At 41.1% G+C, this 25,055-nt stretch carries 19 protein-coding genes and 1 pseudogene; 6 read left to right on the forward strand and 14 right to left on the reverse strand.

The genetic code is table 11. The features are described from left to right. Window positions 1-321: 321 nt before the first annotated feature. The 7 genes from CEF16_RS23655 to CEF16_RS08060 form a co-directional block, all read right to left on the reverse strand. Window positions 322-498: a hypothetical protein gene (locus CEF16_RS23655; RefSeq protein ID WP_170031706.1), complete on the reverse strand. Its 177-nt coding sequence runs from the start codon at window positions 496-498 to the stop codon at window positions 322-324. Next, window positions 499-1,689 carry a Ger(x)C family spore germination protein gene (locus CEF16_RS08035; RefSeq protein WP_245917979.1) on the reverse strand — a complete coding sequence of 397 codons (1,191 nt, stop codon included), beginning with the start codon at window positions 1,687-1,689 and terminating at the stop codon, window positions 499-501. Further along, complete coding sequence (locus CEF16_RS08040) at window positions 1,637-2,233, reverse strand: GerAB/ArcD/ProY family transporter (protein WP_091585142.1); 597 nt, start codon at window positions 2,231-2,233, stop codon at window positions 1,637-1,639. The genes CEF16_RS08035 and CEF16_RS08040 overlap by 53 nt, the downstream gene beginning before the upstream one ends. Beyond that, window positions 2,233-3,717: a spore germination protein gene (locus CEF16_RS08045; RefSeq protein WP_170031709.1), complete on the reverse strand. Its 1,485-nt coding sequence runs from the start codon at window positions 3,715-3,717 to the stop codon at window positions 2,233-2,235. The genes CEF16_RS08040 and CEF16_RS08045 overlap by 1 nt, the downstream gene beginning before the upstream one ends. Before the next feature lie 289 nt (window positions 3,718-4,006). Then, window positions 4,007-5,146, reverse strand: coding sequence for a mannitol-1-phosphate 5-dehydrogenase (locus tag CEF16_RS08050; protein WP_091585138.1), 1,140 nt, complete (start codon window positions 5,144-5,146; stop codon window positions 4,007-4,009). A gap of 5 nt (window positions 5,147-5,151) precedes the next feature. Beyond that, window positions 5,152-7,236 (reverse strand): BglG family transcription antiterminator, encoded by a 2,085-nt coding sequence (locus CEF16_RS08055; RefSeq protein ID WP_091585136.1) that lies wholly within the window; start codon window positions 7,234-7,236, stop codon window positions 5,152-5,154. A gap of 209 nt (window positions 7,237-7,445) precedes the next feature. Beyond that, window positions 7,446-9,359, reverse strand: coding sequence for a PTS mannitol transporter subunit IICBA (locus CEF16_RS08060; protein WP_091585134.1), 1,914 nt, complete (start codon window positions 9,357-9,359; stop codon window positions 7,446-7,448). A 280-nt stretch (window positions 9,360-9,639) separates the two neighbouring features. Here CEF16_RS08060 and CEF16_RS08065 point away from each other — a divergent pair, with 280 nt between their 5' ends. Continuing rightward, window positions 9,640-9,930 (forward strand): hypothetical protein, encoded by a 291-nt coding sequence (locus CEF16_RS08065; protein ID WP_091585132.1) that lies wholly within the window; start codon window positions 9,640-9,642, stop codon window positions 9,928-9,930. Window positions 9,931-10,974: 1,044 nt separating this feature from the next. Here CEF16_RS08065 and CEF16_RS08070 read toward each other — a convergent pair. Beyond that, a complete protein-coding gene (locus CEF16_RS08070) occupies window positions 10,975-11,820 on the reverse strand; it encodes an STAS domain-containing protein (RefSeq protein WP_091585130.1) in 846 nt (281 codons plus the stop codon). A gap of 176 nt (window positions 11,821-11,996) precedes the next feature. Between CEF16_RS08070 and CEF16_RS08075 the strand changes: the two genes are divergently transcribed. Beyond that, window positions 11,997-12,755: a (S)-benzoin forming benzil reductase gene (locus CEF16_RS08075; RefSeq protein WP_091585128.1), complete on the forward strand. Its 759-nt coding sequence runs from the start codon at window positions 11,997-11,999 to the stop codon at window positions 12,753-12,755. A 250-nt stretch (window positions 12,756-13,005) separates the two neighbouring features. Continuing rightward, a complete protein-coding gene (locus CEF16_RS08080; protein WP_096241743.1) occupies window positions 13,006-15,126 on the forward strand; it encodes a heavy metal translocating P-type ATPase in 2,121 nt (706 codons plus the stop codon). Between the two features lie 47 nt (window positions 15,127-15,173). On the opposite strand, the gene CEF16_RS08085 is transcribed toward CEF16_RS08080, so the two are convergent. Continuing rightward, window positions 15,174-17,189, reverse strand: coding sequence for a methyl-accepting chemotaxis protein (locus CEF16_RS08085; protein ID WP_091585126.1), 2,016 nt, complete (start codon window positions 17,187-17,189; stop codon window positions 15,174-15,176). A 250-nt stretch (window positions 17,190-17,439) separates the two neighbouring features. On the opposite strand from CEF16_RS08085, the gene CEF16_RS08090 reads away from it, so the two are divergent. Beyond that, complete coding sequence (locus CEF16_RS08090; protein WP_091585124.1) at window positions 17,440-17,643, forward strand: hypothetical protein; 204 nt, start codon at window positions 17,440-17,442, stop codon at window positions 17,641-17,643. Between the two features lie 102 nt (window positions 17,644-17,745). On the opposite strand, the pseudogene CEF16_RS08095 reads toward CEF16_RS08090, so the two are convergent. Both CEF16_RS08095 and CEF16_RS08100 read right to left on the reverse strand, forming a co-directional pair. Beyond that, window positions 17,746-17,844, reverse strand: a pseudogene (locus CEF16_RS08095) (helix-turn-helix domain-containing protein); the annotation flags it as partial. 209 nt (window positions 17,845-18,053) lie between these two features. Then, the gene (locus tag CEF16_RS08100) at window positions 18,054-18,305 is read right to left on the reverse strand and encodes a hypothetical protein (RefSeq protein WP_091585122.1); all 252 of its coding nucleotides are present in this window, start codon (window positions 18,303-18,305) and stop codon (window positions 18,054-18,056) included. A gap of 237 nt (window positions 18,306-18,542) precedes the next feature. Between CEF16_RS08100 and CEF16_RS08105 the strand changes: the two genes are divergently transcribed. Next, on the forward strand, window positions 18,543-20,198 hold the full coding sequence (locus CEF16_RS08105) for an FAD-dependent oxidoreductase (RefSeq protein WP_091585120.1): 1,656 nt from the start codon (window positions 18,543-18,545) through the stop codon (window positions 20,196-20,198). Between the two features lie 5 nt (window positions 20,199-20,203). After that, a complete protein-coding gene (locus tag CEF16_RS08110; RefSeq protein WP_091585118.1) occupies window positions 20,204-20,494 on the forward strand; it encodes a 2Fe-2S iron-sulfur cluster-binding protein in 291 nt (96 codons plus the stop codon). Window positions 20,495-20,737: 243 nt separating this feature from the next. Here the strand turns inward: CEF16_RS08110 and CEF16_RS08115 are convergent, their stop codons facing one another. From CEF16_RS08115 to CEF16_RS08125, 3 genes are all read right to left on the reverse strand, one after another. After that, window positions 20,738-22,246 (reverse strand): S-layer homology domain-containing protein, encoded by a 1,509-nt coding sequence (locus CEF16_RS08115; RefSeq protein ID WP_091585116.1) that lies wholly within the window; start codon window positions 22,244-22,246, stop codon window positions 20,738-20,740. A gap of 131 nt (window positions 22,247-22,377) precedes the next feature. Next, window positions 22,378-23,523 carry a thiolase family protein gene (locus CEF16_RS08120; RefSeq protein WP_091585114.1) on the reverse strand — a complete coding sequence of 382 codons (1,146 nt, stop codon included), beginning with the start codon at window positions 23,521-23,523 and terminating at the stop codon, window positions 22,378-22,380. Continuing rightward, complete coding sequence (locus tag CEF16_RS08125) at window positions 23,520-25,046, reverse strand: AMP-binding protein (protein ID WP_091585112.1); 1,527 nt, start codon at window positions 25,044-25,046, stop codon at window positions 23,520-23,522. The genes CEF16_RS08120 and CEF16_RS08125 overlap by 4 nt, the downstream gene beginning before the upstream one ends. Window positions 25,047-25,055 lie beyond the last annotated feature (9 nt).

The following is a 25,055-nucleotide window of genomic DNA, read 5'->3' on the forward strand; positions in this document are numbered from 1 at the left end:
ATATGTCGCTATAGCTGATGAACGTTCGCTCTATTTATCCTTCAAAACGTTTTCTAAGTATGAACTGTTTATGCATAAGCTCAATAAAAGATTTACAAAAAGACCCCCATTCATTTGTGAAAGAGGTCTTTACCCTCATATTAAAAACACCGGCGCTCTCGCAACTGGGCTAACGGAAAATATATTATGTTTTTCGGAAGACACAAAAAACTGTTATACTCGTTTTTATGCAACTTATAAACAAGAAAATTGCTTTTTCCTCCTTCAATAAACTTGATGTTAATCTCCCTTTTTGTTCTAAACTTAACTAACCTATACACTTCACTCTTTATCTGTTTCCTGCTTTTGCTGGTTCATTTCCTTTTTCCATGGAGGAGCGATCCATTCGCTTAAACGTTTATAGGAAAAATAAAACCCGAAACAAATGACCCATAAACTTAATGCTGCCCATAGTCGCGTACTATCTACAAATTCCGATATAATATCCCAATTCATCATTTATTCCTCTTTCTGTTCTGGTTTGCCGGTTATTCCAATTCGTTCTATTTTGGTGTCAACATGAAAACGAATCGGCACATCAGAAAACATACGATCCCGCTGATCCCAGTTTCTTCTCACTTTTTCGTACGTTTTATAATCCTCTACCCGTATTTCATCTATTAAATTAAAAGGATCTAATTGAAATTTTTTTTGTAATTTATGTGTTAATTGGGTTACTTGATATTCTATTTCTTCCTTCATTACTTCTTCTACCTCTTTAATATACTTAGAAGTCAACGGATTGTTCCTTGGATATTGGGCTTCTCCTAAATGACCGGTTGCAGAAATATCGATATCAAAGGATATATTATCACCGTCTATTTTAGGTTTTATTTTTGAGTCGGCGGTGAATATTTCAAATGCTACTATATGCCCTTGTTTATCTGGTGCTGTAATTATACCGTTTTTATGTTCTCCAACTATTAAATTGTAAGCAATCGTTTCCTGCTCACCTAACTCTCCTGCTAATTTGCTGTATTTGCCATCAAATAACAATGCCCCGGCCATTTTTATGTCTTTGTCCTTTGTCACTTTAACCTTTCGTATAATAAAACTGGTTTCCTTTGCAATTTCATCACTTAGCGTCCCTATCGCAAATGGATGGGGAATGCGGTTTGCCCTTTGATAATTTTCGCTGATAGCTTCTATTTTCGTAGCCGGTATATCATTAAATTGTCCTTTTAGCTCAAGAAGACTACTAGCATCTCCTTCTGTAACAAAAAACAGCATTTTCCGCCGCATCTGATGGTCTCTTAGGAAAAAATCCAACAGGCCTTCATTAAAATGATCGCTTGCGGCAATTTTGTCACTAATGGCAACTACTTTTAAATGATCCAATGTAAAGGTACGAGAACTTCTAGTAGAAAACAGTCTTAACGCATCGAAAACAGAGTGGGACACTGTCGAACTGTTAAAATAAGGCTGGGTTTCTGTCCCGGACTGACCGTCGGCGCCTTGCTCCATTGGTACGGCTACTTGTCCGGTTAATCGAACTCTATCCGGTTCGCCTTTTCTTTTCCATTCTTCATACGTTTCCGTATCTTCCGGCTCTTCGTCTGTTAGATCTAGAGCAAGTCCCATCACCAGGCCTCTTTCTTCAATTTCTTGTAAATCCCAACAAGCACTGAGTAGAAACAGTAAAAAAATCACCAACAAAAAACGGACGTGCTTCGTTTAAATCAAACTCTCCTCCTATGTTAAGAAATAAGATGATTCCTAGCATTCCGAAAATGATAGGAAACAAAAAAATATTGATTCTTACGAGTACATTTATTCCTTGAGCTGCTGTATAAGTGGTCACCAATAAAAAGCTTCCGATAATGACGGTCGTGGGTGTCGTATCAAGTACATAGAGTTTCATAACGTCGCCTACGTTTCGACTGTACAACGCTGCTGAAATGCCAAAGTATAATAAATAAAGGAAACAAATCGTATAATTAATAGGTTTTGGCAGAATAATCGAACCAAAAAGTATGATATTTTTTCCGGGAAACATGTTTATTAAATAGGCAGCAGCATAAGCAAGAAAAATAAATAACAGACCGGTAAGAAGTACAGTAAACCATCCTCCAAATCCATCTACAGCAGTAGTTATTGAACGCGGACCCGTTAAAATCCCCACTCCTAATAACGTCGAAGCCGTTAACATGATAAGTGCACCTGTGGAAAATTTTTGATCTTTTGTGACAAACATTATTCTGTCCCCTTATTAGGAAGCTTTACTTTATCTTTAGGATGAAACACGGTGGGACGTTTGTTCAGCACTTGAATAGGCATCCGTAAAATAAAATCGCGCCAGTCATATTTCGTGAATGGGCTAAATGGAGTGAAGTAATGAATGCCAAAGCTTTTCAAACTGAGCAAGTGTGTGATTAATAATATAAAAAATAAAATCATCCCATACATCCCTAACACGACTGCAAATAAAAGGACAACAAACCTAAGAATACGAAGCGAAATAGCCAATGAGTAAGACGGAATCGCAAAATTGGAAACGGCAGTCATCGCCACTACGATTACCATTAATGGATTTACAATTCCTGCGGTAACAGCTGCTTCCCCAATAACAATACCTCCTATAATACCAACGGTCTGCCCAAGCGGCTTAGGAAGCCGTACCCCAGCTTCTCTTAATAGCTCTAAAGTAACTTCCATTAGCAAAGCTTCTATAAAGGAAGGAAAAGGAATACCTTCTCTAGCACCAGCAAAAGAAAGGGCAAGGTCTGTTGGCAGCAGCCCTTGATGGTAGGAAGTTAAGGAAACATAGGTTGCTGGCAGAAAGACCGCTAAAAATACAGCAAAATAACGCAGAATTCTTATAAAAGAACCTATGTACCAGCGTTCATAGTAATCTTCCGGTGAGTGAATAAATTGGCTGAGCGTAACTGGTACAATAAGTACAAAAGGAGTTCCTTCTAAAACAATGGCGACTCTTCCTTCTAATAATGCTGCCACAACTTTATCCGGCCTTTCGGTCGATTGAATCTGTGGGAAAACAGAAAGGGTATTATCTTCTATAAGCTGTTCAATAAAGCCGCTGTCTGGAAGATCGTCGATCTGTATCATTGAAAGCCGGGATTGTACTTCTTCTATAATTTCACTCCGTGCAATCGACTCCTCATATAAAATGGCTATCTTTCTTTTTGTGCGTACTCCTTTTTCCATTGTTTTTATTGTTAATGAAGGATTTTTCATTTTTGTCCGAATTAACCCTATGTTATTCTTAAACTCTTCTGTAAATCCATCTCTTGGCCCTCGGATTAGATGCTCTTGGACTGGTTCCTCAATATCTCTAGCTACAACGGTGGCGGTATCCATAATGATGGCTGCTTTTAATCCATCAATAAATAAAATTGTTTTTCCAGCTAATAATTGCTGTACAATTTCATCTAAATCACCGGTTTCTTCTAACCGCCCGTCTGTAGGAATTTTATTTTCGACTAGTTTTAAAAAATCCTCCCTGTTATTTTCTGGATTGTTTTCTCCGAGTTCAGTCATGAATTGAAGTGGAGCAAGGATGTGATCCCGTATTTCTTTTGCATCAACTAAAACATCTAAATACATAATAGAAGCTTGAACAGGCGAATTAAAAAGTTGAAAGAAACGGGTCACAATATCAGAACTATTATGAAGAGCTGCTTTGATGGTATCGATGTTTTTGAAAAGATCTCTGTCCAAATATCCAGGCACCTTTCCAGTTTTATTCATATTATTTTCCGGAAAATCTTTTCACTCTCCAACATTTTTCTTTTAATGCCTTTTACTAATCGCCCCATCTCGATGTCTCCTTGCATAAGCTGTCTATGTATTAGAATGAATAAAATGGAAGAAAATATACTTTTTTTACTTATAAAACGCAAAATAACCCCGAAAAAGCTCGGGGTTATTTGTCGGGTGATTGTATTTTTTCTGATTGAAATGGCCTCTATAAAGTTTTAAAGACTTTCTGAGAAGGCCTTCCTACGTCTTAGCCCTTTAACGATTCATACTGCCTTATGACTTCTTTTATGATTTCACTGTCTTCATCGAGCCCGCTTACATTTTTTAGAACATGCCGAGGACCGTTTTCCTTCAGCATGTCCTGGATTTCCACTGCTTGTTCGTCTTCTGGATCATCGAACAAGAGCGCTGCAGCGATGGCTTTTGCGAGGTTCGTGTAAGGCAGGCCTGCTTTTTGTGCTTCTGTTGTTGGCCGTACCAATCTGTCTTCAGGACCTAGCTTACGGATGGGGGCGCGTCCTACTCTTGTGACACTGTCATTCAAATACGGATTTTTGAAGCGTTCGATATTCTTTGTTATATAACACTCATGCTCTTCTTTATCAAGACCATATCGTTTTACTAAATAGGCGCCGGTTTCCTTCAATGTTTCCTTGACCTGTTTTACTATTTCTTCATCGGCGAGCGTCTCATCTATGGTGGATTTTCCTTTCAAGTAGCCAAGATAAGCAATCACGGCATGGCCGGTGTTGACGGTAAATAGCTTTCGTTCAATAAATGGGGCGAGATCCTCCACTATCTTCATGCCTTGAACTGGCGGGATGCTTTCGTTTGTTTCCACAACCCATTCATAATACGGCTCTACCAGAACATCCAGTGAGTCCTGATCCTGCATCGGTACAATCCGGTCGACCGCAGAATTAAAAAAGTAGACCTTGTCTGCCAATCGTTCTTTTGTTTCTTCCTCGAGATGAGCGTCTATTTCTTTTTTTAACAGATCTGTTGCGCCGATTTGATTCTCGCATGCGATCACATACAGCTTTTCATCGGTCGTACGGACACGCTCGGATATGGCGCGGGCCATTAACGGAGCAATTTTTGGCAAAATATTCGGGCCGATTGCCGTCGTCAAGTAAGCGGCATGTTGAATGGCCTTTATGACTTCTTTTTCTTGATGCAGATTATTTAATCCGGACACATTATCAACGGTTATCGTTTCTTTTTTCTCGGCAGCTAATGTGACGTGATAGCTTTTTTCGTCATTTATTTTATTAATAATCTCTTCAGCAATATCAACAAAGGTTACATGGTAGCCGGATTGGGAAAATAATGTGCCGATAAAGCCTCTTCCTATATTTCCTGCGCCAAAATGAACGGTTTGTTTCACGATTATCATTCCTTTATTAAATGATTTTGTAGATAATCTAAAAATAAATCTTCTAATTTCTTTTCAATCATGGCTTCGTTTGACGAGGAGAAAATCAACATGGATGTCTTACTTTCAATCAAACTTGTGCTGATGATGCTTAGTATTTCGTGTTCTCTCTTGCTTAAGTTTGCGGGAGCGAGCATTAAAAGCAGGCTTTTTATTTGCATTTCCCCGCCGTCCATTCCTTTCACTTTACACGGCTCATCTAAATGGGAGACCTGGAAGATCAGCTCTTTCACACTTTCGTGACGGCAGTGAAAAAGGCCCATGTTAGTGTTCGGTATTCCAAGTCCGCCCTTTTCCTCCCGTTCTTCGAGCTGCTGCAGCACGTTGCTTGCGTTTTGGATGAGATCCTCTTTCTCTATTTGTTCTACCATTTCTTTTAAAACTTTCATATGGCTGTCTGCCTGCTGTTTTCGGTAAACTCGAAAATGATGGAGAATAGCTTCCATGCTGGATTGGACATCTTTTATTTCTTGCAGCAGATTTCGCACTTCGGTTCCATGGTAAGAAGTTTTTGTCTCCCGCTGAATAGCAGGTTTTAAATATTGTTTTTTTTCCGTCAGCTTCTCTACATTATTTTGTAAGTAATTTTGGATAAATCCTATATCTTTGTCGCTTAACAGCGGGCTTACCAACGTGTATTCCACATCGGTAAACGGTAGTCTTACTGTAGAAATAACGATATCGTATTGCTCGAGATTGGCAGAGTGGAAATCGTTCATTGATAAAATATCCACATTATTAATTTCGGCAAGCTCTTTTTGAATACGGCTGGCCAGCATTTTCGAAGCACCAATCCCTGTTGGACAGACGACGACGGCGTTTATTTTTACCTTTTCTTCATTCATCAAAAGAGCAGAACCGAAATGAAGAACGATAAAGGCAATTTCGTCATCTGGAAAGTCAATATCATTAAATTCTAGCTTCAAACTTTTTTTCACGGCCATAAATAACACCGGGTATTTTCTTTTAATATCTTCGGTTAATGGATTGAACAATTCCATCTGCTGTTTTAAACGAAAGATCGAAGGCTCCATGTGCGCCAGAAGGCCTTGATACAATGAAAAATCATCAGACAAATCGACATGCAGCTGAGACGAAACATCTTGTATAACGTTTTTAATCAGCTGGCCGAGCAGGATGCTGTCGTAATAGACGGCCCCTTCATCTTGTACTTTAGAGCCTTTTAAAATAACAGTTAAAAAATGAATGTCACTGCTCGTTAACGGAACCGAAAATCTTTCTTTCAATTCTTCGCATATTTTTTCCATCACGTTGTATTCAGTTGTATCATCATTTTCCGTGTTATCATCATGCAAAACAAAGTTGTTTTCGGTTCGCTGCATCGACAGGCATATATGAACAATCAGTCCGATATAATCGCTGTCGATTAATTTTGCCTGCTCATTAGTCAGCGTTTGATTCACGATCTTCTCAACTGCTACCAAGTATTCGGGTGAAAAAAACCCAAGCACAGATTCCTTTAAGTAATTCCCTTTTTGCAGCACATACAAGTTTTCAATGATGTCCTCATAAAAGTAAACTAAAACGAAGCTTGCTAGCGCGCGTCGTTTGCTGGCTTCATCTGAGGAAAGCTCTACCCCTACTCCCCTTTTTCTCGTAAGGGTAATAGAAAATTTACTTAACCAGTCTGCTAAATCATCCAAATAGGCTGTTAAAGTGGCAATACTGATCCCGAGCTGATTGGCAAGCATCTGTTTTTTAAAAGAAGGGCCTTCATGAAGTAATGTAACCAGCAAACTGAGCTTTCTTTCTTCAGGTGTTTCATCTATGGGATCAACATCCGTTAAGTTCTGTATTAGTCTGTATATTTGTTCATTTTTCCCATCGATAAAAAGCCCTTCATTCTCGGTATATTTCAGCGTTAAATCATATTCGTTTAAAATTTTTTCTACCGACTTCAAATTTCTTTGAATCGTTCTTCCACTTACATGTAAAAAAGCAGAAAGAGAGTGAACCGTATGCTTTCCAGAGGTTCTTACGATTAAATCAATAATGGATTTTTCTCTGGATGTAATAACCATTAAGATCACTCCTTTCTATTAGAAAAACTAGGCTTACCGCCAAGTCCAAATGGCGGAAGTCGTAGTTTTGCTTATAATTTGATCCTTTAACAAAGTTAAACTTTCCTAAAGTGTAAAAAAACTTGGCTTGCCGCCGAGTCCTTAGCTTTTCTAAAGTATAAAATGTAGAACAGAAAGGCAGGAATACCCGCCTTTCTCTTGTCAATTATTTATTTGCTGTTGATCATTTCTTTTAATTCTTTTGCCGTTTTGGCTTCTATCATTTTATCGACATTTTCCTGTTCGGCACAAATGACCGCAATGCCTGATAGGATTTCTAAATGAGTACCGTCTTTTCCTGCAATACCGAAGATCAATTTCGCCTGTTCGCCGTTAAAGTCCACTCCATCTTGAACTTGTACGACAGTAAAGCCGGATTTAAGGACAGCTTTTTTAGCGTCTTCGGTGCCGTGCGGAATCGCAACGTTATTGCCCATATACGTAGAGGTGATTTCTTCTCGTTCTATCATCGCATCCACATAATTTTCTTCTACATAACCCGCTTTTACTAATGCCTCTCCTGCAAATCGGATCGCTTCTTCTTTTGTAGAGAACTCCTGGCCGATAAAGATGTTTTCCTCGAGTAACAGATCGTCATCTTCATCCATATGAGGTTCTGTGTCTACGGCCTCTTCTTCCGATTCTTCCACAAGCTCTGCTTGTTCTTCTGTTACACCGCCCTGCATACCGGCAATGAGCTTATCGTATTCTGGACTTGATAAAAAGTTGTCGACGGAAATGTGATAAGCATCCGGCAGCTTGTTTTTGGCCCGGTTTGTTAATTCCTCTTGTGTTATCACGATCTCTGCATCAGCTGGGAGGTTGCTGATCGATGTGTTTGTCACCGCAGCATCCAGGCCGGCGCCTTTCACTTTCTTACGAAGAAGAGACGCCCCCATAGCACTTGAACCCATGCCGGCATCACACGCAAACACAATTTTATTTACGTCTTCTGGCATTGTGCCTTTATTGGCCGATACTTGTCCAGCGACGGAACTTTCTTTCCCTTTCATTTGTTCCATTTTCTTTGTCGCTTCATCGATATCTTCATCCTGTTTCTTGCTTGATTTCAGCACTATGGCAGAAATCAGGAAGGACACGGCCGCTGCTACGATAACCGCTGCGAAGTTCGCGATATAAGCCATCCCTTCTGGAGGAGTAACCGCGGTAATCGCAATAATACTACCAGGAGATGCTGGGGCAACCAATCCTCCGCCTAATAGTACCAGTGTAAACACGCCGCTCATTCCGCCAAGGATAACAGATACAATCAGCATAGGCTTCATTAACACGTACGGAAAGTAAATCTCGTGAATCCCGCCAAGAAAATGAATGATTGCTGCACCGGGAGCTGACATCTTTGCCGTCCCTCTTCCAAACAGCATAAAAGCTAACAGGACACCTAGACCTGGACCGGGGTTTGCTTCCAACAGGAACAGAAGCGATTTTCCTCCTTGCTGCACCTGTTCCAGACCGATGGGGGACAGCACCCCATGATTAACCGCATTATTTAAGAATAGAATTTTAGCAGGTTCAATGAGAATACTTGTTAACGGAAGTAATCCGGCCATAACGAGCCAGTCCACACCGGCAACAAGCACTTCTGTAAACGCATCCACTGCTGGTCCTACACCGAGAAACGCCAGAATTGCAAGAGCCCCGCCAAGGATACCAGCTGAGAAGTTGTTCACGAGCATTTCAAATCCCGCTCTCACTTTTCCTTCGATCACCTGGTCAAATTTCTTAATAACAAATGCCCCAATCGGTCCCATAACCATAGCACCTAAAAACATCGGCGTGTCCGGTGCACCGACGATAACCCCCATTGTGGCGATCGCACCAACCACACCGCCGCGCTGGTCATGAATCAGTTTTCCTCCTGTGTAACCAATTAAGAGAGGCAGCAAATAAGTAACCATAGGGTCCACTAAACTGGTAAGGCTTTCATTTGGAATAAAACCAGTTGGTATAAATAACGCAGTAATTAACCCCCAGGCTATAAAAGCACCGATATTTGGCATAACCATCGAACTGAGGAAGTTTCCAAACTTCTGTATTGCAACTTTTGCATTTGATTGAGCCATGGTTTTCTCCTTTCTTTAGAAAATTCTGTCTTACCGCCGAGTCAAATGGCGGAAGCTTTTAAAACGTAAGTATTAAAAATAATAACTTGAGACTATTTTCATCTTAGGTTACCTCATGCTGCTGATTCAATAACAATGAAAACTAACTTTGTCGCACGTGTCATGACAAACCTATTGTTTCTTTCTGAAGGATTCCAATCCTAAAGTAAAATCTGCTCCGTAAGCCGGTGAAACCGATGAAAACAATGTTTAATGGAACAGTAGAAATAAATGATAAAACGTGTGCCAAAGTGGGTGGTACGAATGGATACAAAAAGCCGATGATGGGGAAAGTCGAGCGGTTCAAACAGTTGCTCCTTCTCCGATGCAAATTGCCGACAATATGGAGGCCATAGCGCTTAAACCAGAAACCGAAGCAACATTACGTTTAACAGTGAACACCAACCGCAGTTGGCCGTATGCGTATGGAACAAAATGGATGGGCGGAGGAAAGCCTAGAAAATATGAATGTGAGGTCGTTGCTGATTGGTGTATGAAAACGTGGAAGGCAGGTTGTCCTATTCGTTTTTAACAGAAGTGGAATAGAATAGAATTGAATAGAGAATGGGATTGTTTCAGGAAAACTATGCCCGTTTCTTTACCTTACTCTTCGTTTCTTATTAGGCTGTACCTGAAAAGTTTCGGAGTGAGATAAACAGTTCTGGCAGCAGCTCTGGAAAATGTGGTCCTTAATAATACGGTTGAAATTGGCATCCCGCTCTGTTTGTTTGGATGCTCCTGAGGATCAGCGAAGTATATATGCCGAGAAATTTGAAGACAACGAATGAAAAAAACAGCGATTTCAAATCAGAACCGGCCGTTTTTTCGTCAAATCACTTGGAATGGTAGAGATATCCGCTTTGTTTTGCTGTGTATATATTTATTATTTGGAGTACTTAACACCGCCGGTTCCATTTTTTTACAATACTAGCCAGATTCTCTGATTTACTCGCCGACTTCGAACTTTTACTCGCCGTTCTTGTTCTTTTACTCGCCGATACTCGCCATAGGGACTATTTGCCTACAAATATCGAGAGAGGATGGCGAACTCGCGTTGATGGCTGAGGACCGGCTGGTATAAAGCATTAGACCTGTTAGCACATCAGCGCCGCCACGCCGGATGTATCCTCCCCTACTTCTTTTGGTGGCCATCTATTCTTCCCGATATTTTGCGGGTGTTTGGAGTCGATTCATTAAGGGTATGAGTAGGACAGTACTCTTACTATAGATGCTCTTGGTTCGATGCAATGTTAGGAACCGCAGCTATTATGACGTTTTGGATGGAACGAGGGTGGGCATGAAAAAGAAATACCTTTTTCAAACACCTGAGGAATTTGAAGAATATGTTTATAATGACAACATTATGATTGAAGGATGGTTTTTAAAAATGAGAAGGGGCGATTGAAATTGCTGACATCACAGGAGCGCAAGTAGATAACCCGGCCCCTTCCACTTTGCATAAACTATATTGTACGGTTTTTATTGACCCTCATGACAGCCGGTTTCTCTGTTTTTTTCCCCTTTGGGATTGACGGCTGATTTCTCACCATAAAAAGTATAATGGGAGAGTCTTGCGTTATTTCTCAGTTGAAGACGTAATAAAAAAGTCTGATAACGCTTGTTGGAGGCTTCCTTTTGTTTCTGCTTTCTTTTCTAGATTAATTCCTAAATCAATCATTTTTCTTACCACTTCTGGGCGTACACCTGTAATAATCGGTTCGCTTCCCATGATGGAGACGCCTTCGATGACTTTCATTAAATGATCGACAACGACTTCTTCCATTTCTGCGATTCCGGATAAGTCCAAGATTAACGTTTGAATCCGTTGTTCTCCTATTTCCATCAATACTTTTTCTTCAATTGTTTTCATCCTTGATTCATCTATGGTTCCGATTAAAGGCAGTACGCACATGGCGGTTGTAACAGGAATAAGCGGTACGGAGAGGTTTTCCACTAATTTACTTTGCGATTCAATCAATTTATCTTTGTATGTAGAATAGCTGAGAAAAAAGGAATTTAGGAATTTATCGATGAAATCATTGATTTTTTTCTCTAACACAAAAAAATCATCCGTGTCGTCACTGCTATTGTCCCTCAAATGACTATAGAATTGCAGGAATTTCCACAGTGTTCTTCTTATCGCCTGCACCCATTCAAGTTTAAAAGTTAAGGTTAACTTGTATTTTGCCCATGCTACTCCTTCTTGCTTTGAAAATTCAATGAGGTCTGCTTCTTTTTGTTCAACGACATACGTCACTAATCTGTGAGCGTTATCTATAAGATTAATATTGCCGATCAGCTGAATTTCTTCGATTTTTTCTCTCACATTCACTGCCTCTTGCAGTAATTCATGTTCAAACTGATCTTTATTTTCCGTTAAAAATGCTTTCATATCCTGTCCTTCTTGATAAGCTAAATTCATTGTTATCACTCACCTTTGAAAATGTAATGGTTTGATTTAGTTAGTTAGATGCCTATGTATTTATTATAAAAGAAGGAAACAATGTTATGAGAAACCTATACTTAGTTTCCTTTCATACCCTCTTTGCTACAATAATAAACTACTATTTTTTTCTATTTTTTTAGGAGGTACTAAAATTGGATCACATTATTCTTACCGGAGCGTCACACGGGATTGGGCTTGCAGCAGCGCAGCATTTTTTACAAAACGACAACATCCATCTTTATACGATTTCTCGTTCAAAAGACGAATCTTTAGCAGAAAAAGCTCGCAAAACGGGGGCTTCGCTTGATCATTTTTCCTGTGATTTAACTGATAGACATCAAATGGAAGCGATTGTTCCGGTTATTTTTCAAAACATTAACCAAGAAGCAGTTTCTTCTCTTACATTAATTAACAATGCCGGAATGGTTGAGCCAGTTGCCCCTGCAGACAAATGGGAGCCAACAGACGCCGAAGCTGCCGTACAATTAAACTTGCTCGCTCCGATGATTTTATCATCTTCATTTATGAAAAAAAGCCTTTCTTTTGATGTCCTTAAAACGGTGTTGAACGTTTCTTCAGGGGCAGCCCAACATCCAATGCACGGCTGGAGTGTGTATTGTACGACAAAAGCCGGGTTGGATATGTTCACTCGTACTTGTGCGCTTGAACAACAAGAAAACCAAGCCTTCCCTGTTCGATTTTTGTCATTTGCTCCTGGCATTGTTGATACACCGATGCAAGAAAATATTCGTTCTCTTTCAGAAGAAGATTTTCAAGCTGTCGAAACGTTCCAATCTTATAAAGATGAAGGAAAACTCCTTTCACCAGAATCAGTGGCGGAAAAATTGGACAAGTTATTATTTGAACAAACCTTTGAAAACGGCGCTTCGATTGATATATATGAATTGTAAAAACAGCATCCTGTTTCAAAAGCATCCGGAATCTTTCCGGATGTTTTTCTAAAGGAGAACGTGTTAGCTCAAATTTATTAACGAAACGAATGAACATCTTTTTACACACGTTAATATGTCTGAAGCAGAGGCTTTCTTCCCTTTTAATATGCTTATATTTTTCCTTACAAATCCATTGACATTCAAACATCTATTTGAGTAATATGAGAATATATTCAAATATTCATTTGATTGTTCAAATGACCAGGGGGTGAGCTTCGTGCCTGATACCGATCAAAAACAAATTTACCGCATACAAGGCTTAACCTGAGCAGGCTGTGCAGACACGTTTGAGCAAAACGTGAAGCACCTGGATGGTGTGAACAGTGCAGATGTGAATTTTGCAGCCTCTAAGTTAACCGTTTATGGAGACGTATCTGTCGAAAAACTGGAAAAAGCCGGTGCCTTTGAAAATATATCCGTGCGTCATGAAAAAGATCAAACGCCGGTTAAAAAAGAGCCTTTTTGGAAAAAGCATGCATCATTAATGATGTCTCTTCTGTTATTGGCAGTTGGTGTGTGTTCTCATATGTTTGTTGGAGAACATCATCTTTATACGATCCTGGCTTATCTTTCTTCCATTGTTATCGGCGGACATTCTTTGTTCCGGACGGGAGTTTTTAACCTTTTCCGCCTGCGGTTTGATATGAAAACATTAATGACGGTGGCGATTATTGGTGCGGTGCTGATTGGCGAATACGGAGAAGGTGCTGTCGTTGTAATTCTATTTGCGATTAGTGAAGCACTGGAGCGGTTTTCGATCGATAAAGCGCGGCAATCGATTACGTCACTGATGGAGATCGCACCGAATGAAGCAATTATTCGGCGAGATGGACAAGAAACTGTTATATCAGTAGATGATATAAAAATTGGCGACACGCTGCTTGTCAAACCTGGCGAAAAAATTGCCATGGACGGGCGTATTACAAAAGGCGTCTCCACGATTAATCAAGCAGCCATTACCGGAGAATCGGTTCCGGCTGAAAAGCAATCCGGAGATGATGTTTTTGCAGGTACGCTTAATGAAGAAGGTTTCCTTGAAATAGAAGTTACCAAACGCGCAGAAGATACGACGCTTGCTAAAATCATTCATCTCGTTGAGGAAGCACAGGCTGAAAAAGCGCCGTCCCAAGCTTTTGTGGACCGCTTTGCTAAATACTATACGCCTGCGATTATGATCGTTGCTTTCTTCGTTGCCATTTTTCCTCCTTTATTATTTGGAGCACAGTGGAGCACCTGGATTTATCAAGGGCTGGCTGTTCTTGTCGTCGGCTGTCCATGTGCGCTCGTTATTTCCACTCCAGTTTCTGTGGTAACAGCGATTGGCAATGCTGCAAAAAATGGTGTTCTTATCAAAGGCGGCGTCTATTTAGAAGAAATGGGAGCTATTCGAGCGGTCGCGTTTGATAAAACCGGTACGCTGACGTATGGCGTTCCTTCTCTTACTGATATCACCATTTTCGCTGACGATCAAAAAGAAATGTTTTCTTACTTGGCAGCATTAGAAAATCATTCCCAGCATCCGCTTGCTGCAGCTGTTACAAGGCAGGCCGGCAAGCAAAACATTGATTACAAAAACGTAAACGTAGAAGCTTTCAACTCAATTACTGGGAACGGTATTCAAGGACGAATTAACGGCACTATGTATTATGTCGGAAAGCCCTCTTTTTTCAATAAAGCATTATTAACAGATCATATCAATCAGCTTATTGAAGAATGGACAACAAAGGGCAAAACCGTGATGGTGATGGGAACCGATAAGAAAATCACGGCGGTTCTGGCTGTGGCAGATGAAATACGGAGCTCGAGCCCGACTGTACTTCAGCGTTTGCATGCATTAGGAATAAAAGAAACGGTCATGCTGACAGGAGACAATGAACAGACAGCACAAGCGATCGGTACGACTGCAGGGGTTAAACGTGTTCAATCCGAACTTTTGCCTCAAGACAAACTTGATGTTATTAGAAACTTGATGAAAAACAATCACAAAGTGGCCATGGTTGGGGATGGGGTAAATGACGCCCCGGCTTTGGCCAATGCAACAGTTGGGATTGCGATGGGCGGTGCCGGCACAGATACGGCGCTTGAAACGGCCGATGTGGCACTTATGGCAGATGATTTAAAGAAACTTCCATTTACGGTACAGCTCAGCCGCAAAACGCTCCGTATTATTAAGCAGAATATCGTTTTTTCGATCGGTATAAAACTGCTCGCTCTGCTGCTCGTAATACCAGGATGGCTGACGCTGTGGATTGCTATCTTTGCCGATATGGGAGCTACCTTGCTTGTCACCTTAAACGGTCTGCGGTTATTAAAGCTAAAAAACCAATAAAAAAGCTATCTCAAGGGGGATTTTACCCCTAGATAGCTTTTTTATTATCATTCAGCATTTTCTTTTTTTAGATTAAACTGATTAACGACTTCTTTTAATTCAGCCGCCATTTGGCTTAACGATTGAGCTGAAGAATCGATTTCCTGCATCGATGCGAGTTGTTCTTCTGACGAAGCGGCTACTGTTTGGGTGCTAGCTGACGCTTCTTCTGAAATACGGTTCATTTCTTCAAAAGCCGCCGATATTTCTTGACTGCTAGAAGATAATTGTTCTGATGAAGCAGCCATTTGTTCTATATGTTCTGCCACTTCAAGCGTGGACGTGTGGATGTTTTCAAATTTTTCTCTTGATTCATTGACAACCTCCATTCCGTCTTCTACTTCTTTTGTTACGTTCTTGGTGGATTCAGAGGATTCAGCCATGTCGGTCTGAATGTCTCTAATAATGCTGGCGATTTGATTAGATGATTGCTGGGATTCTTCTGCTAACTTTCTTACTTCTTCAGCAACGACCGCAAATCCTTTACCGTGTTCGCCAGCTCTTGCCGCTTCAATCGCTGCATTAAGTGCAAGCAGGTTCGTCTGCTCTGCTATATCGGAAATCACATTCAATATTTTTTCTATTTCTTGAGATCGTTGGCCTAAGGCCTGATTGACCTTATTGGATTCAGCGACCGCTCCAAGAATAGATTCCATTTTATGATTTGTATTTTGAACTGACTGCCCGCCTTCTTCTGCTTTTTCCAGCGTACGGCTTGATGTTTGTGCAATGTCTGTTACAGAAGATGCCATCTGCCCAATTCCGTCCGTCATTTCTTGTAATGCCTTCACGTTGTTCTGCAATTGCACTTTTTGCGTTTCTGCCCCGCTTGCGACTTGCTGAATCGATGTTGTAATATCTTCTGACGCTTGGCTTGATTGTTCAGCGCTGGCATTTAATTGTTCAGAAGAAGAGCTGACTAATTCTGCATTTTGCTCGACTTGCTGAATGATATCTTTTAAATTCTCTGTCATGTTATTAAAGTGGTAAGCTAATTCTCCCACTTCATCGCGTGTGTGGATGACGGCACGATCTTCTGATAAATCGCCTTGCGCCACGCGTTTTACTTTTTCGGTGATGATTTGGACAGGCTTACTTATTTTATGAGCTACCAACACTGCCGCTAACACGAGAAGTATACTTGCTGCAGCAAGTATAATAATGGAAAAAAGCTGGATCTGATCTGTTACCGATAAAATATGGTCCATCGGCGCAGCTAAATATAAACCATAGCCCGCAAGTGGAACAGGAGCATAGGACATAACTGCTGCTTCGCCGTTATTTTGAAGTTCAGAAGAGCCGTTTGACGTTTTTCCTTCTTCAAATATGGACATGACATGCTTATTGAACCCAGCTTCTTCTACCGTAAGTCCTATGAGATCTTCTTCTGGATGGAGCTGAATGATATTCTGCTTATCAATTAGTATAGCCTCTGCCCCTTCCATGTTTTCATCTGTCATCGTTAGAAACTGCTCCACTAATGCTTCAAAATTAAGAGAAGCACTCATCACTCCAATAATATCATCGTCTTCATCCATTACTGGTGTTGCAACGACAACAATACGATTGCCAGTCGAATTGGAAGTAAGAACTTCGGAAATCGAATCTTCTCCTTGCATGCCGTTTTGAAAATAATCTCGTTCTGATAAATCTAATGAACCGATATGTTCGGGAGAAGTATGAGCTCGAACGATGCCTTCAGGATCTGTAAAGACGACTGTTTCATAAGCAGCATCCTGTTCTTTCACATAATTCATAAACCCTAACCGTTCGTCCAAGTCATTTGATATAATATTTTCCGTTTGCGCTGTTAATTTTATTTCCTCCAGCCTTTTATCAAGCCATTGTTCTAACCCTTCTGCCGTACTTAACGAAATGTTTTCCATGGCATCTCTTTCTTTTGCCACTATTTCATTGCTGCTTAATTGATAAATAAACATAGATGAAATAATAAGCGGAATCAGACCAACCAATAAAAAACTAATGATCAATTTCTTTCTAATCGTAAACATTTTCTTCTTCATATTTCCACTCCTTTTCTCTCCAAACTGGAGTATAACAAAAGTCATAGGTCTCGTGGAGTGTAATATTTTCGTTTTTATTATTTGTTATAAAAGCCCTATATTATTTTTTTGAAAAATTTACATGGTTTTTTACAGAAGCAGCAGTACATCTTATAAAACGAGGGCAAAACATTCCCTCTACTTCTTTTGCCTTTCGTTTGATGAGCTTTATGCTGGTTGAAGGAAAGCTGCTAACAGGAGATGATGATAAGTGGCACATCGGGAGAATAAAAACCGACAAGACCAGAAAAATCGGGAGCTTAACAATGCGAACCGAAAACGAAACCAAAATCATCAGCGTGAATTGCACATGGATAACATGAACACGGAATTTGCTTGTGAATCAGAATTTCAAGACGATCTTGACAACCTGAATAACCGCGGCAACCGTGAAGAAGACTGCATCGACTGCTAATCTCCTGGGAGGGCTGTCCCAAATTTTTGGGGCAGCTCTTTTTTAGTACTGGGCAGCTGGGCGAAATAAGTAAAACTCGGCTTGTCGCCGAGTTTTATAAGCGTTATAAGTCAATCCTTTTCCCGTATCTTTATATGTGTTACTCCATTTAACGAGGAAATGATTGAATACAAAACGACTACAACCAATTGTTTTAGCAATTTGTTTTTCTTATACTTTGTTCCTTTAACAAAATTAAACTTTCCTAAAGTACTATTTAAAATATTTTACCCCTTCTTAACAAGAAGACTGTAGGGATAGTCGGACAATGGAGATAGCTAAGACCCTCTCCGATTCATCTCCCACTTACTCGCTGTCGCTTCTTGAAACTGGTAGTCTTCTCGCCTAAGAACGATAAAAAAAGCACCCGATTATTCGGATGCTTGATAAAGGTGATGGCGTCTTAGTTGAGATTCAGCTCTGGCATAAATAATACCTGCTTCTTCTTCAGAAATGTCAAATGCTTTGCTTGCTTTCTTTTCCACATACGTATCATTTTTGGCTTCATCGTATTTCTCGCCTGCCTGCTCTAACAATTCATACTCTTTTTCCATGAAGCAATAAACTTCTCTCTCTACTGCCGGCAAGGATTCCAGACCTTTTTTCACGTTTGCATCACTCATATGTAATCCCCCTTTTAATTACATGATAGTATATTTTTTCGATAAAGCAAGTACGATTCCTTTATTAATTTGAAAGTAACAGAAAATAATTCCCTTTCTCTCACTTTTCCTCATTTGTAACCAAACTATTCGTCAAGAGAAGGGCACATTTACTCATCTAAAATGTTTGACTATTTTCTAGGATCATGCAAATGTTAAACAACAATATTTATTTAATAAAGGAAGCGTGCAGGAAACATGGAATATACAACAACTGACGTACTTGTTATTGGCTCTGGGGCTGCTGGACTTGCTGCAGCCGTTTATGCCGCCCAAAAAGATACAGATGTCCTCGTTATTGATAAAGGAGCATTTGGAAAGAGCGGTTCGACCGTGGGAGCCGTTCAAATTGCCGGGATCGGTCCATGGTCAGTCCCAGAAGACAGTCCAACAGCATATGGAAAAGATATTTATGAAAGCGGACGCGGCTTGAGCAATCTCTCTTTAATTGAAGCGTTAACGACCGATATTGAAAAGCGTCTTCAAGATGTGCTGGAATGGGGTCTGAAACTCGATCAAAACGAAACAAATGAAGCAGCCGTTTCCTTAACATCCGGGCACACCATTCCCCGCTCCATCAGCGCTAGAAAAGGAAAATCCGGTCTTGGATTATTACAAACGTTAACGAAAGCGGCCAAGAAAAAAGATTCCATTACTCGTTGGAGCGATGTGATTACACTTGATCTTCTTAAACAAAATGGCAAAGTGTGCGGGGCTGTGGTTTATGACTTACGGAACAAGAAACCTTACCTTATTCAAAGCAAGGCTGTGATTTTAGCTGCGGGCGGTATCGGGCAATTATATTCGATTACAAGCAATCCGGTACAGGCAACAGGAGACGGTTTCTCGTTAGGTCTAGGTGTCGGAGCATCTCTTATTGATATGGAACAGCTTCAATTTTATCCAGTCAGCCTGATGAAACCCGATTCTCTAGCCGGGTTATGCATGAGCTTTTACCACCTTGGCAAGCTTTATAATACGCAAGGGGAACGTTTCATGAAAAGGTATGAACCAGAAACCTTGGAAGATACAACTAGAGATAAGCTTTCCATTGCAATTGGAAAAGAAATAGCAGCCGGACGCTGTACTTCAAATCGGAGCGTCTGGCTCGATGCGAAAGACCAATTAGAAGCAGTACAATCATATTTCCCGCATGAAAACTCGATGTGTCTCAAACGCGGGGTGGACCTAGCTGCAGAATGCGCCGAAGTCGGCCCGGCTGCCCATTTTGTTATGGGGGGAATACAAATAAACAGCGATGCTTCTACTAAGGTACCGGGGTTGTATGCAGCTGGAGAAACATCCGGTGGGTTACATGGCGGCAACCGTCTTGGCAATAATGCTTTATCAGAATGTCTTGTGTTTGGAGCACGAGCAGGAGAAACAGCAGCCTCTCTTTCTAAAGAGACGATGCTTGAGAATCAGCCAGTACTCCCCAAACACGCCGATTCATTATTAGAAAAAGTATGTTCCTCAGAAAAAGGCAGACTCCGTCCACTTGACATAAAAAATAACATCCGAGAAATAATGGATACCTATTTGAATGTGATTCGGACGACAGAGGGATTAGATAAGGCAGACAAAAAGCTTGAGAAAATGACAGTGGCGTTCGAAGACGTTACCATCACCAATCCTGAAGACAGCTATTCTAGGGAAGTACTCGACTTCATCGAAGCTTCTCATATGCTGCGCACAGCCAAAGTAATTACAGCAGCGGCGAAAACAAGAAAAGAAAGCAGAGGAGCTCATTACAACAGTGACTTTCCGGATCAAAAGCGTGAGGCTCGTCATACTTGCATTACATCGAGCAATGGTTTGCTTCAACATACCTTCTGTCCGGTAAAAGGAGAGTGACATGCATGAAAGTAGAAATTAAACGATCAGAAGGTAAAACAGACAACTACGACATGGAGTATAAAAATGGGATGACTGTGTTAGACGTGGTCGAAGATATTTACAAATATCACGACCCAACAATTGCGTACCGCTATTCGTGCCGCACCGGTCTTTGTGCCACTTGTAATATGATGATAAACAAAAAGCCGGGTTTAAGCTGCATGACACTCGCAGAACCCGGCGAAAATGGCAAGCTGACAATTGGACCTATGCCGCGCGGAGAAACAATTAGGGATCTTGTTAAAGAAATGTAAGCATAATACATGAGTTAGACCACCGCCGAGTTCTTATGGCGGAAGTCGTAGTTTTACTTATACTTTGGTCCTTTAACAAAGTTAAACATTCCTAAAGGTATTAGAAAGACTCGGCTTGTCGCCAGACCTTAATGGCGAAAGCCTTAGTTTTTCTTATACTTTAATCCTTTAATGAAGTTAAATTTTCTTAAAGTACGAGAAAAAGCCGGCCCTTTAACCTTTAGGGCCGGCCTCTCCTGCTATTTAAATGGTCCATTCATCATGAATAACTCCGACAACATACCATTCTCCCTTATGCTTATCTACCGCTATTCGAAGCGATTTCCAATCCATGCCTGCGTATTCCTCTTCATCACCTGAAAAATAATATTCAACCACAAACGCTTCCGGATAAACATCTTGACTGTTGTCTATTGTGTTCCCTTGCCCGATTCTCTCATTCACTGATGTTTCTTCAGCGTTGGCAAAATTTCGGTCATAAATAAATTCTTCGTAATAACTAGAGAAATCCTGCTCGATAGGATGTCCGGAACCATCATAATGGCCCCACAAATACTCTGTGTCCTCTTCGAACAGCCCTTCTGTTTCTTCTGCAGAAAAGTGCTGGTCGTTTTCTGGATCTACATAAGCATAAGGAGAAAATCTTACCCCTTTATCTGGGTGCACGAAAGAAGCAAACCGCTCACTGTTTTTATTTTTTAATGCTCCAATCACATCGTCTGCCGCCGCTTTTGCTTCTGCTTCCTCATTCACGACGTCATCCATCACTTCGAAACTTAAAATGGTTTCTTTTATATCTTGTTCGTTTTCTTCAAAGAACGAAAGAGACACTTCTCCACTCACATGGTATTCTATATCGTTTTTTAGTCTGAACATATCAAATTCAACTTTATTATTGTTTTCTGTTTCTTTGTAATAGCCGTTGCCGTTATCTAGAATGATCGAACGATACTCTGATATATCAGGAGCCTGGTCTTTCATATAATGAGTGGCATAAGCTCTTATTTGATTTTCTTCTGATTCATATAGGAGCTTTCCATCTCCGTTTGCTGCTTCTTCACCAGCCGGCCAATCAGCAGGGTGCGTCACTTCAAAGTCGAAACGTGAATTGGCGTACGTATCATGTTCTACTTCATCAATAAATTGTTCAGGTGCTAATGCTCTTGCTAAAAATACAGAGAACTGCGCTCTAGTAAGAATATCATTTGATCCAAACGCATTGTCTTCGTAGCCTGTTGTAATTCTAGCTTCCGCTATCGCTTGAATATCTGAATAAAAAGTATGGCTTTCCTCTATATCTTTAAATGTTTTCACAGCTTCCGGACCTGCTGAAATTGGAAAAGAACGATTTAACACAGCTGCCATCTGTCCACGCGTCATCGCCTCATTTGGAAGAAAATAACCATCCTTTCCACGAATAATCCCCTCATCCTGCATAGCTGCCGCTACGTCAAAAGCGTGAAAATCTTCCTGAATATCTATAAAATCTGGTTTCGGTCGATCTTCGGTTTCTAGTTCCAGTGCTTCGACAAGCATAGACGCTGCTTGACTGCGTTTCACCGGATCATTCGGACGAAACGTTCCGTCGCCGTAGCCCGTAACCACCTTTTCATCAACCAGAAACTCTATTTCTTCTTCTGCCCAAAATTGGCTGTTTACATCGGTGAACGGATGGGAGTCAGCGTTTGCTGCGGCTGGTGCTAGGATTGCAGCAATAAATGCTGATATCGCCCACTTTCTTATTTGTATCACGTACGTTTCCCCCTTTTTTGTGCTCTTAACTTAACTGTAACATTCTTAACATAATTGAAAAATCGGCATTTTTCACCAAAAATACCCGGAACGTTCTACACAAACGATCCGGGCTGTTTTAAAAGAGATATTTATCGTTTTTTTAAAAGACAAGTTATTCCCATTCCCCCGCCGATACCCATCGTGGCGAGTCCTATTTCGGCATTCTGGCTTTTCAATTCAGTCATAAGCCTGGTCGTAATAATAGCTCCTGAAGCACCATACGGATGTCCAAGTGCAATAGCTCCTCCACTTACGTTCACTTTCTCAAGCGGCATCTTGAGTGCGCACAAGGATGCCAGCACTTGCGAGGCAAAAGCTTCATTAAATTCCATTAGATCAATATCATTGATGGTTAAACCATTTCGGCGCAAGCATTTCTCAACAGCAGGCACCGGCCCAATGCCGAGTACGTTCGGATCTACTCCAGCCGTTACCGTATCGATCACTTCTGCCTGCGGTTGTAGATTCCATTCCCGTGCTTTTTTTTCTGACATCATTAAAACAACGGAGGATCCATCATTTAATGGACAGGAATTTCCAGCTGTTACCGTTCCATTTTCCACAAAAGATGCCGGCAAGCGGTTTAACATTTTTAAGCTTGTTCGTTTGCGCGGGCATTCATCGTATTGTTGTTTCACTCCTGGAACGGGCACTATTTCATCATCAAACATACCTGCTTCTACTGCAGCCGAAGCTTTTTGATGACTTTCTAGTGCATACTGATCCTGGTTCTCGCGGGAAATGCCGTATTCCCTGGCTACATTTTCTGCGGCTTCTCCCATTTCCGGGTCCCCTATGCTTTCCGGTGAAAAGCGAGCTCTTTCATAGAGCCGCGGCATTCCTTTATGCAAATTTTTAGGCCGTTCCATTTTCCAAGGGGCCAGACTGGTGCTTTCTGTGCCTCCAGCGATGTAAACATCACCTGCTCCTGCTTGGATGAACCGAGCTGCCATGCTGATTGCTTCAAGGCCTGATCCGCACTGGCGGTCCACTGTTACTCCAGGAACGGATACCGGAAGACCTGCTGTTAAAAGGGAAAGCCTGGCGATATTGCCGCCTGGTCCTACGACATTTCCTAAGATCACATCATCTATCGCAGCAGGATCAATATCATTATCCCGGACTATGTGTTGGATGAGAGTGCTTGCCATTTGTTCTGGTGCTGTGTTTCGCAGAATGCCATCCACTTTTCCTATCGGTGTACGTTTTGCACTTACGATTACTGGTTTGTTCATTGTAACTGACCTTCTAACCGAAATTGTTTTTCGATCTTCTCTTTTACCTTTTGTCTAGAAGGCTTTCCGCTTGTCGTAAGCGGGATTTCGTCGGCTGTCATAACAAAACGGGGACATTTGTAGCTGGCAATTTGTTTTTTACAATAAGCTTTGATGTCATCTTCTATTTGCATATGATCTTTAGCCACAAGCAGCGCTGCAACTGCTTCTCCCCAATATTCATCCTCTATCCCGACAACCACTGCGTCTTTTACCATTGGACTTGCTTTCAGCACTTCTTCTACTTCCTCAGGGTATACGTTCAATCCACCGGTAACGATCATATTTTTCTTGCGGCCGGCAAGGTGCAAAAACCCATCTTCCTCTTGCTGTACTAAATCTCCTGAAGAAATAAATGCTTCAGGATCTGAAGAAACCCGTGGATAATAACCAGCAAACACCATCGGACTTCGCACAAACAATTCTCCAATATTTCCGGGTTCCACATCTTCTCCATTTTCATTTCGGACCGACACTTCTACGTTAGAAAAAGGATATCCTAGCGCATTTTTACTTCTAAAGCGGTCTTTATGGTGCAAAATGCTGACAAAACTGAGCTCTGATGCTCCGTAAAATTCAATCCATTCAGCTTTTGTCCATGTTTTTTCTAAAACTGTCTTTTTGTGCTGCGCCATTTTCGCGCCAGATGCAATACAAGTTCTAAGCGTCTCTGTTTTTGTTTCTCCTTGCTCTAAACGCTGAGCGATTGCTTCAAACATCGTCGGCACTCCGTACATGACAGAAATATGCCCCGCGTTTATTCTTTCGATAACGGCTTCGGCCTGAAAGCTTTCCTCAAGAAAGCATACAGCTCCGCGATGCAGGGCATGAAGAGCAGCAAATAAAAACAGCGAATGAACAAGCGGCCCTGGCACTAAAATATGATCAGACGCTTGTAATTTTAGCTCTTTATCCCCTTCTTGAAAACTTTCTGTCCAGGAACGATGAGTTCTCATGAAACCTTTTGGCAGACCGGTGGTTCCTGAAGTAAATCCCATGTAAAATAACGTGCCGCCCGTCACTTCCGGTAAAACAATGTCATTTGTATTGCTATTTTTAAGCCATTGTTCATACGTTGTAAAGGGAGCTTCCTCTCCTCTGCACACAATCACTTGGATCGACGCAGGAATTTCGTCTTTTATATGTGTAAATTGTTTTTCGATAAAAAGAATCTCTGGCTTCGTCTCTTTTATGATGGCAGCAAGCTCTTTATCCGACCATTTCGGATCAAACGTCACCGCAAGCCAGCCTGCTTTCGCTGCACCTAAAAACACTTCTACAAATTCTATGCTGTTTGAAAGCAGCACAGCGGCTTTAGGCGGTGTATCTTTTTGTTCTTTTACAGGAGTCTGCCGCAGCGCTTTTGCTGCTCGATTTGTTTTTTCATGAAGCTCTCCATACGTTACAGTTCTTTGTGGTGTAAAGACAGCTGTTTTTCCAGGGTTTGATTCTGCGTTGTTCACAAACGAAGCGGCAATCGACATGTTTCGTTC

The organism is Alteribacillus bidgolensis, assembly GCF_002886255.1.
GTDB lineage: Bacteria > Bacillota > Bacilli > Bacillales > Marinococcaceae > Alteribacillus > Alteribacillus bidgolensis.

Coding starts and splice junctions, on each gene's coding strand:
- CEF16_RS08125 (WP_091585112.1), bottom strand. CDS start 25,046: ATGTCGATTGCCGCTTCGTTTGTGAACAACGCAGAATCAAACCCTGGA.
- CEF16_RS08105 (WP_091585120.1), top strand. CDS start 18,543: ATGGAATATACAACAACTGACGTACTTGTTATTGGCTCTGGGGCTGCT.
- CEF16_RS08110 (WP_091585118.1), top strand. CDS start 20,204: ATGAAAGTAGAAATTAAACGATCAGAAGGTAAAACAGACAACTACGAC.
- CEF16_RS08055 (WP_091585136.1), bottom strand. CDS start 7,236: ATGGTTATTACATCCAGAGAAAAATCCATTATTGATTTAATCGTAAGA.
- CEF16_RS23655 (WP_170031706.1), bottom strand. CDS start 498: ATGATGAATTGGGATATTATATCGGAATTTGTAGATAGTACGCGACTA.
- CEF16_RS08040 (WP_091585142.1), bottom strand. CDS start 2,233: ATGTTTGTCACAAAAGATCAAAAATTTTCCACAGGTGCACTTATCATG.
- CEF16_RS08070 (WP_091585130.1), bottom strand. CDS start 11,820: ATGAATTTAGCTTATCAAGAAGGACAGGATATGAAAGCATTTTTAACG.
- CEF16_RS08120 (WP_091585114.1), bottom strand. CDS start 23,523: ATGAACAAACCAGTAATCGTAAGTGCAAAACGTACACCGATAGGAAAA.
- CEF16_RS08100 (WP_091585122.1), bottom strand. CDS start 18,305: ATGAGTGATGCAAACGTGAAAAAAGGTCTGGAATCCTTGCCGGCAGTA.
- CEF16_RS08085 (WP_091585126.1), bottom strand. CDS start 17,189: ATGAAGAAGAAAATGTTTACGATTAGAAAGAAATTGATCATTAGTTTT.
- CEF16_RS08060 (WP_091585134.1), bottom strand. CDS start 9,359: ATGGCTCAATCAAATGCAAAAGTTGCAATACAGAAGTTTGGAAACTTC.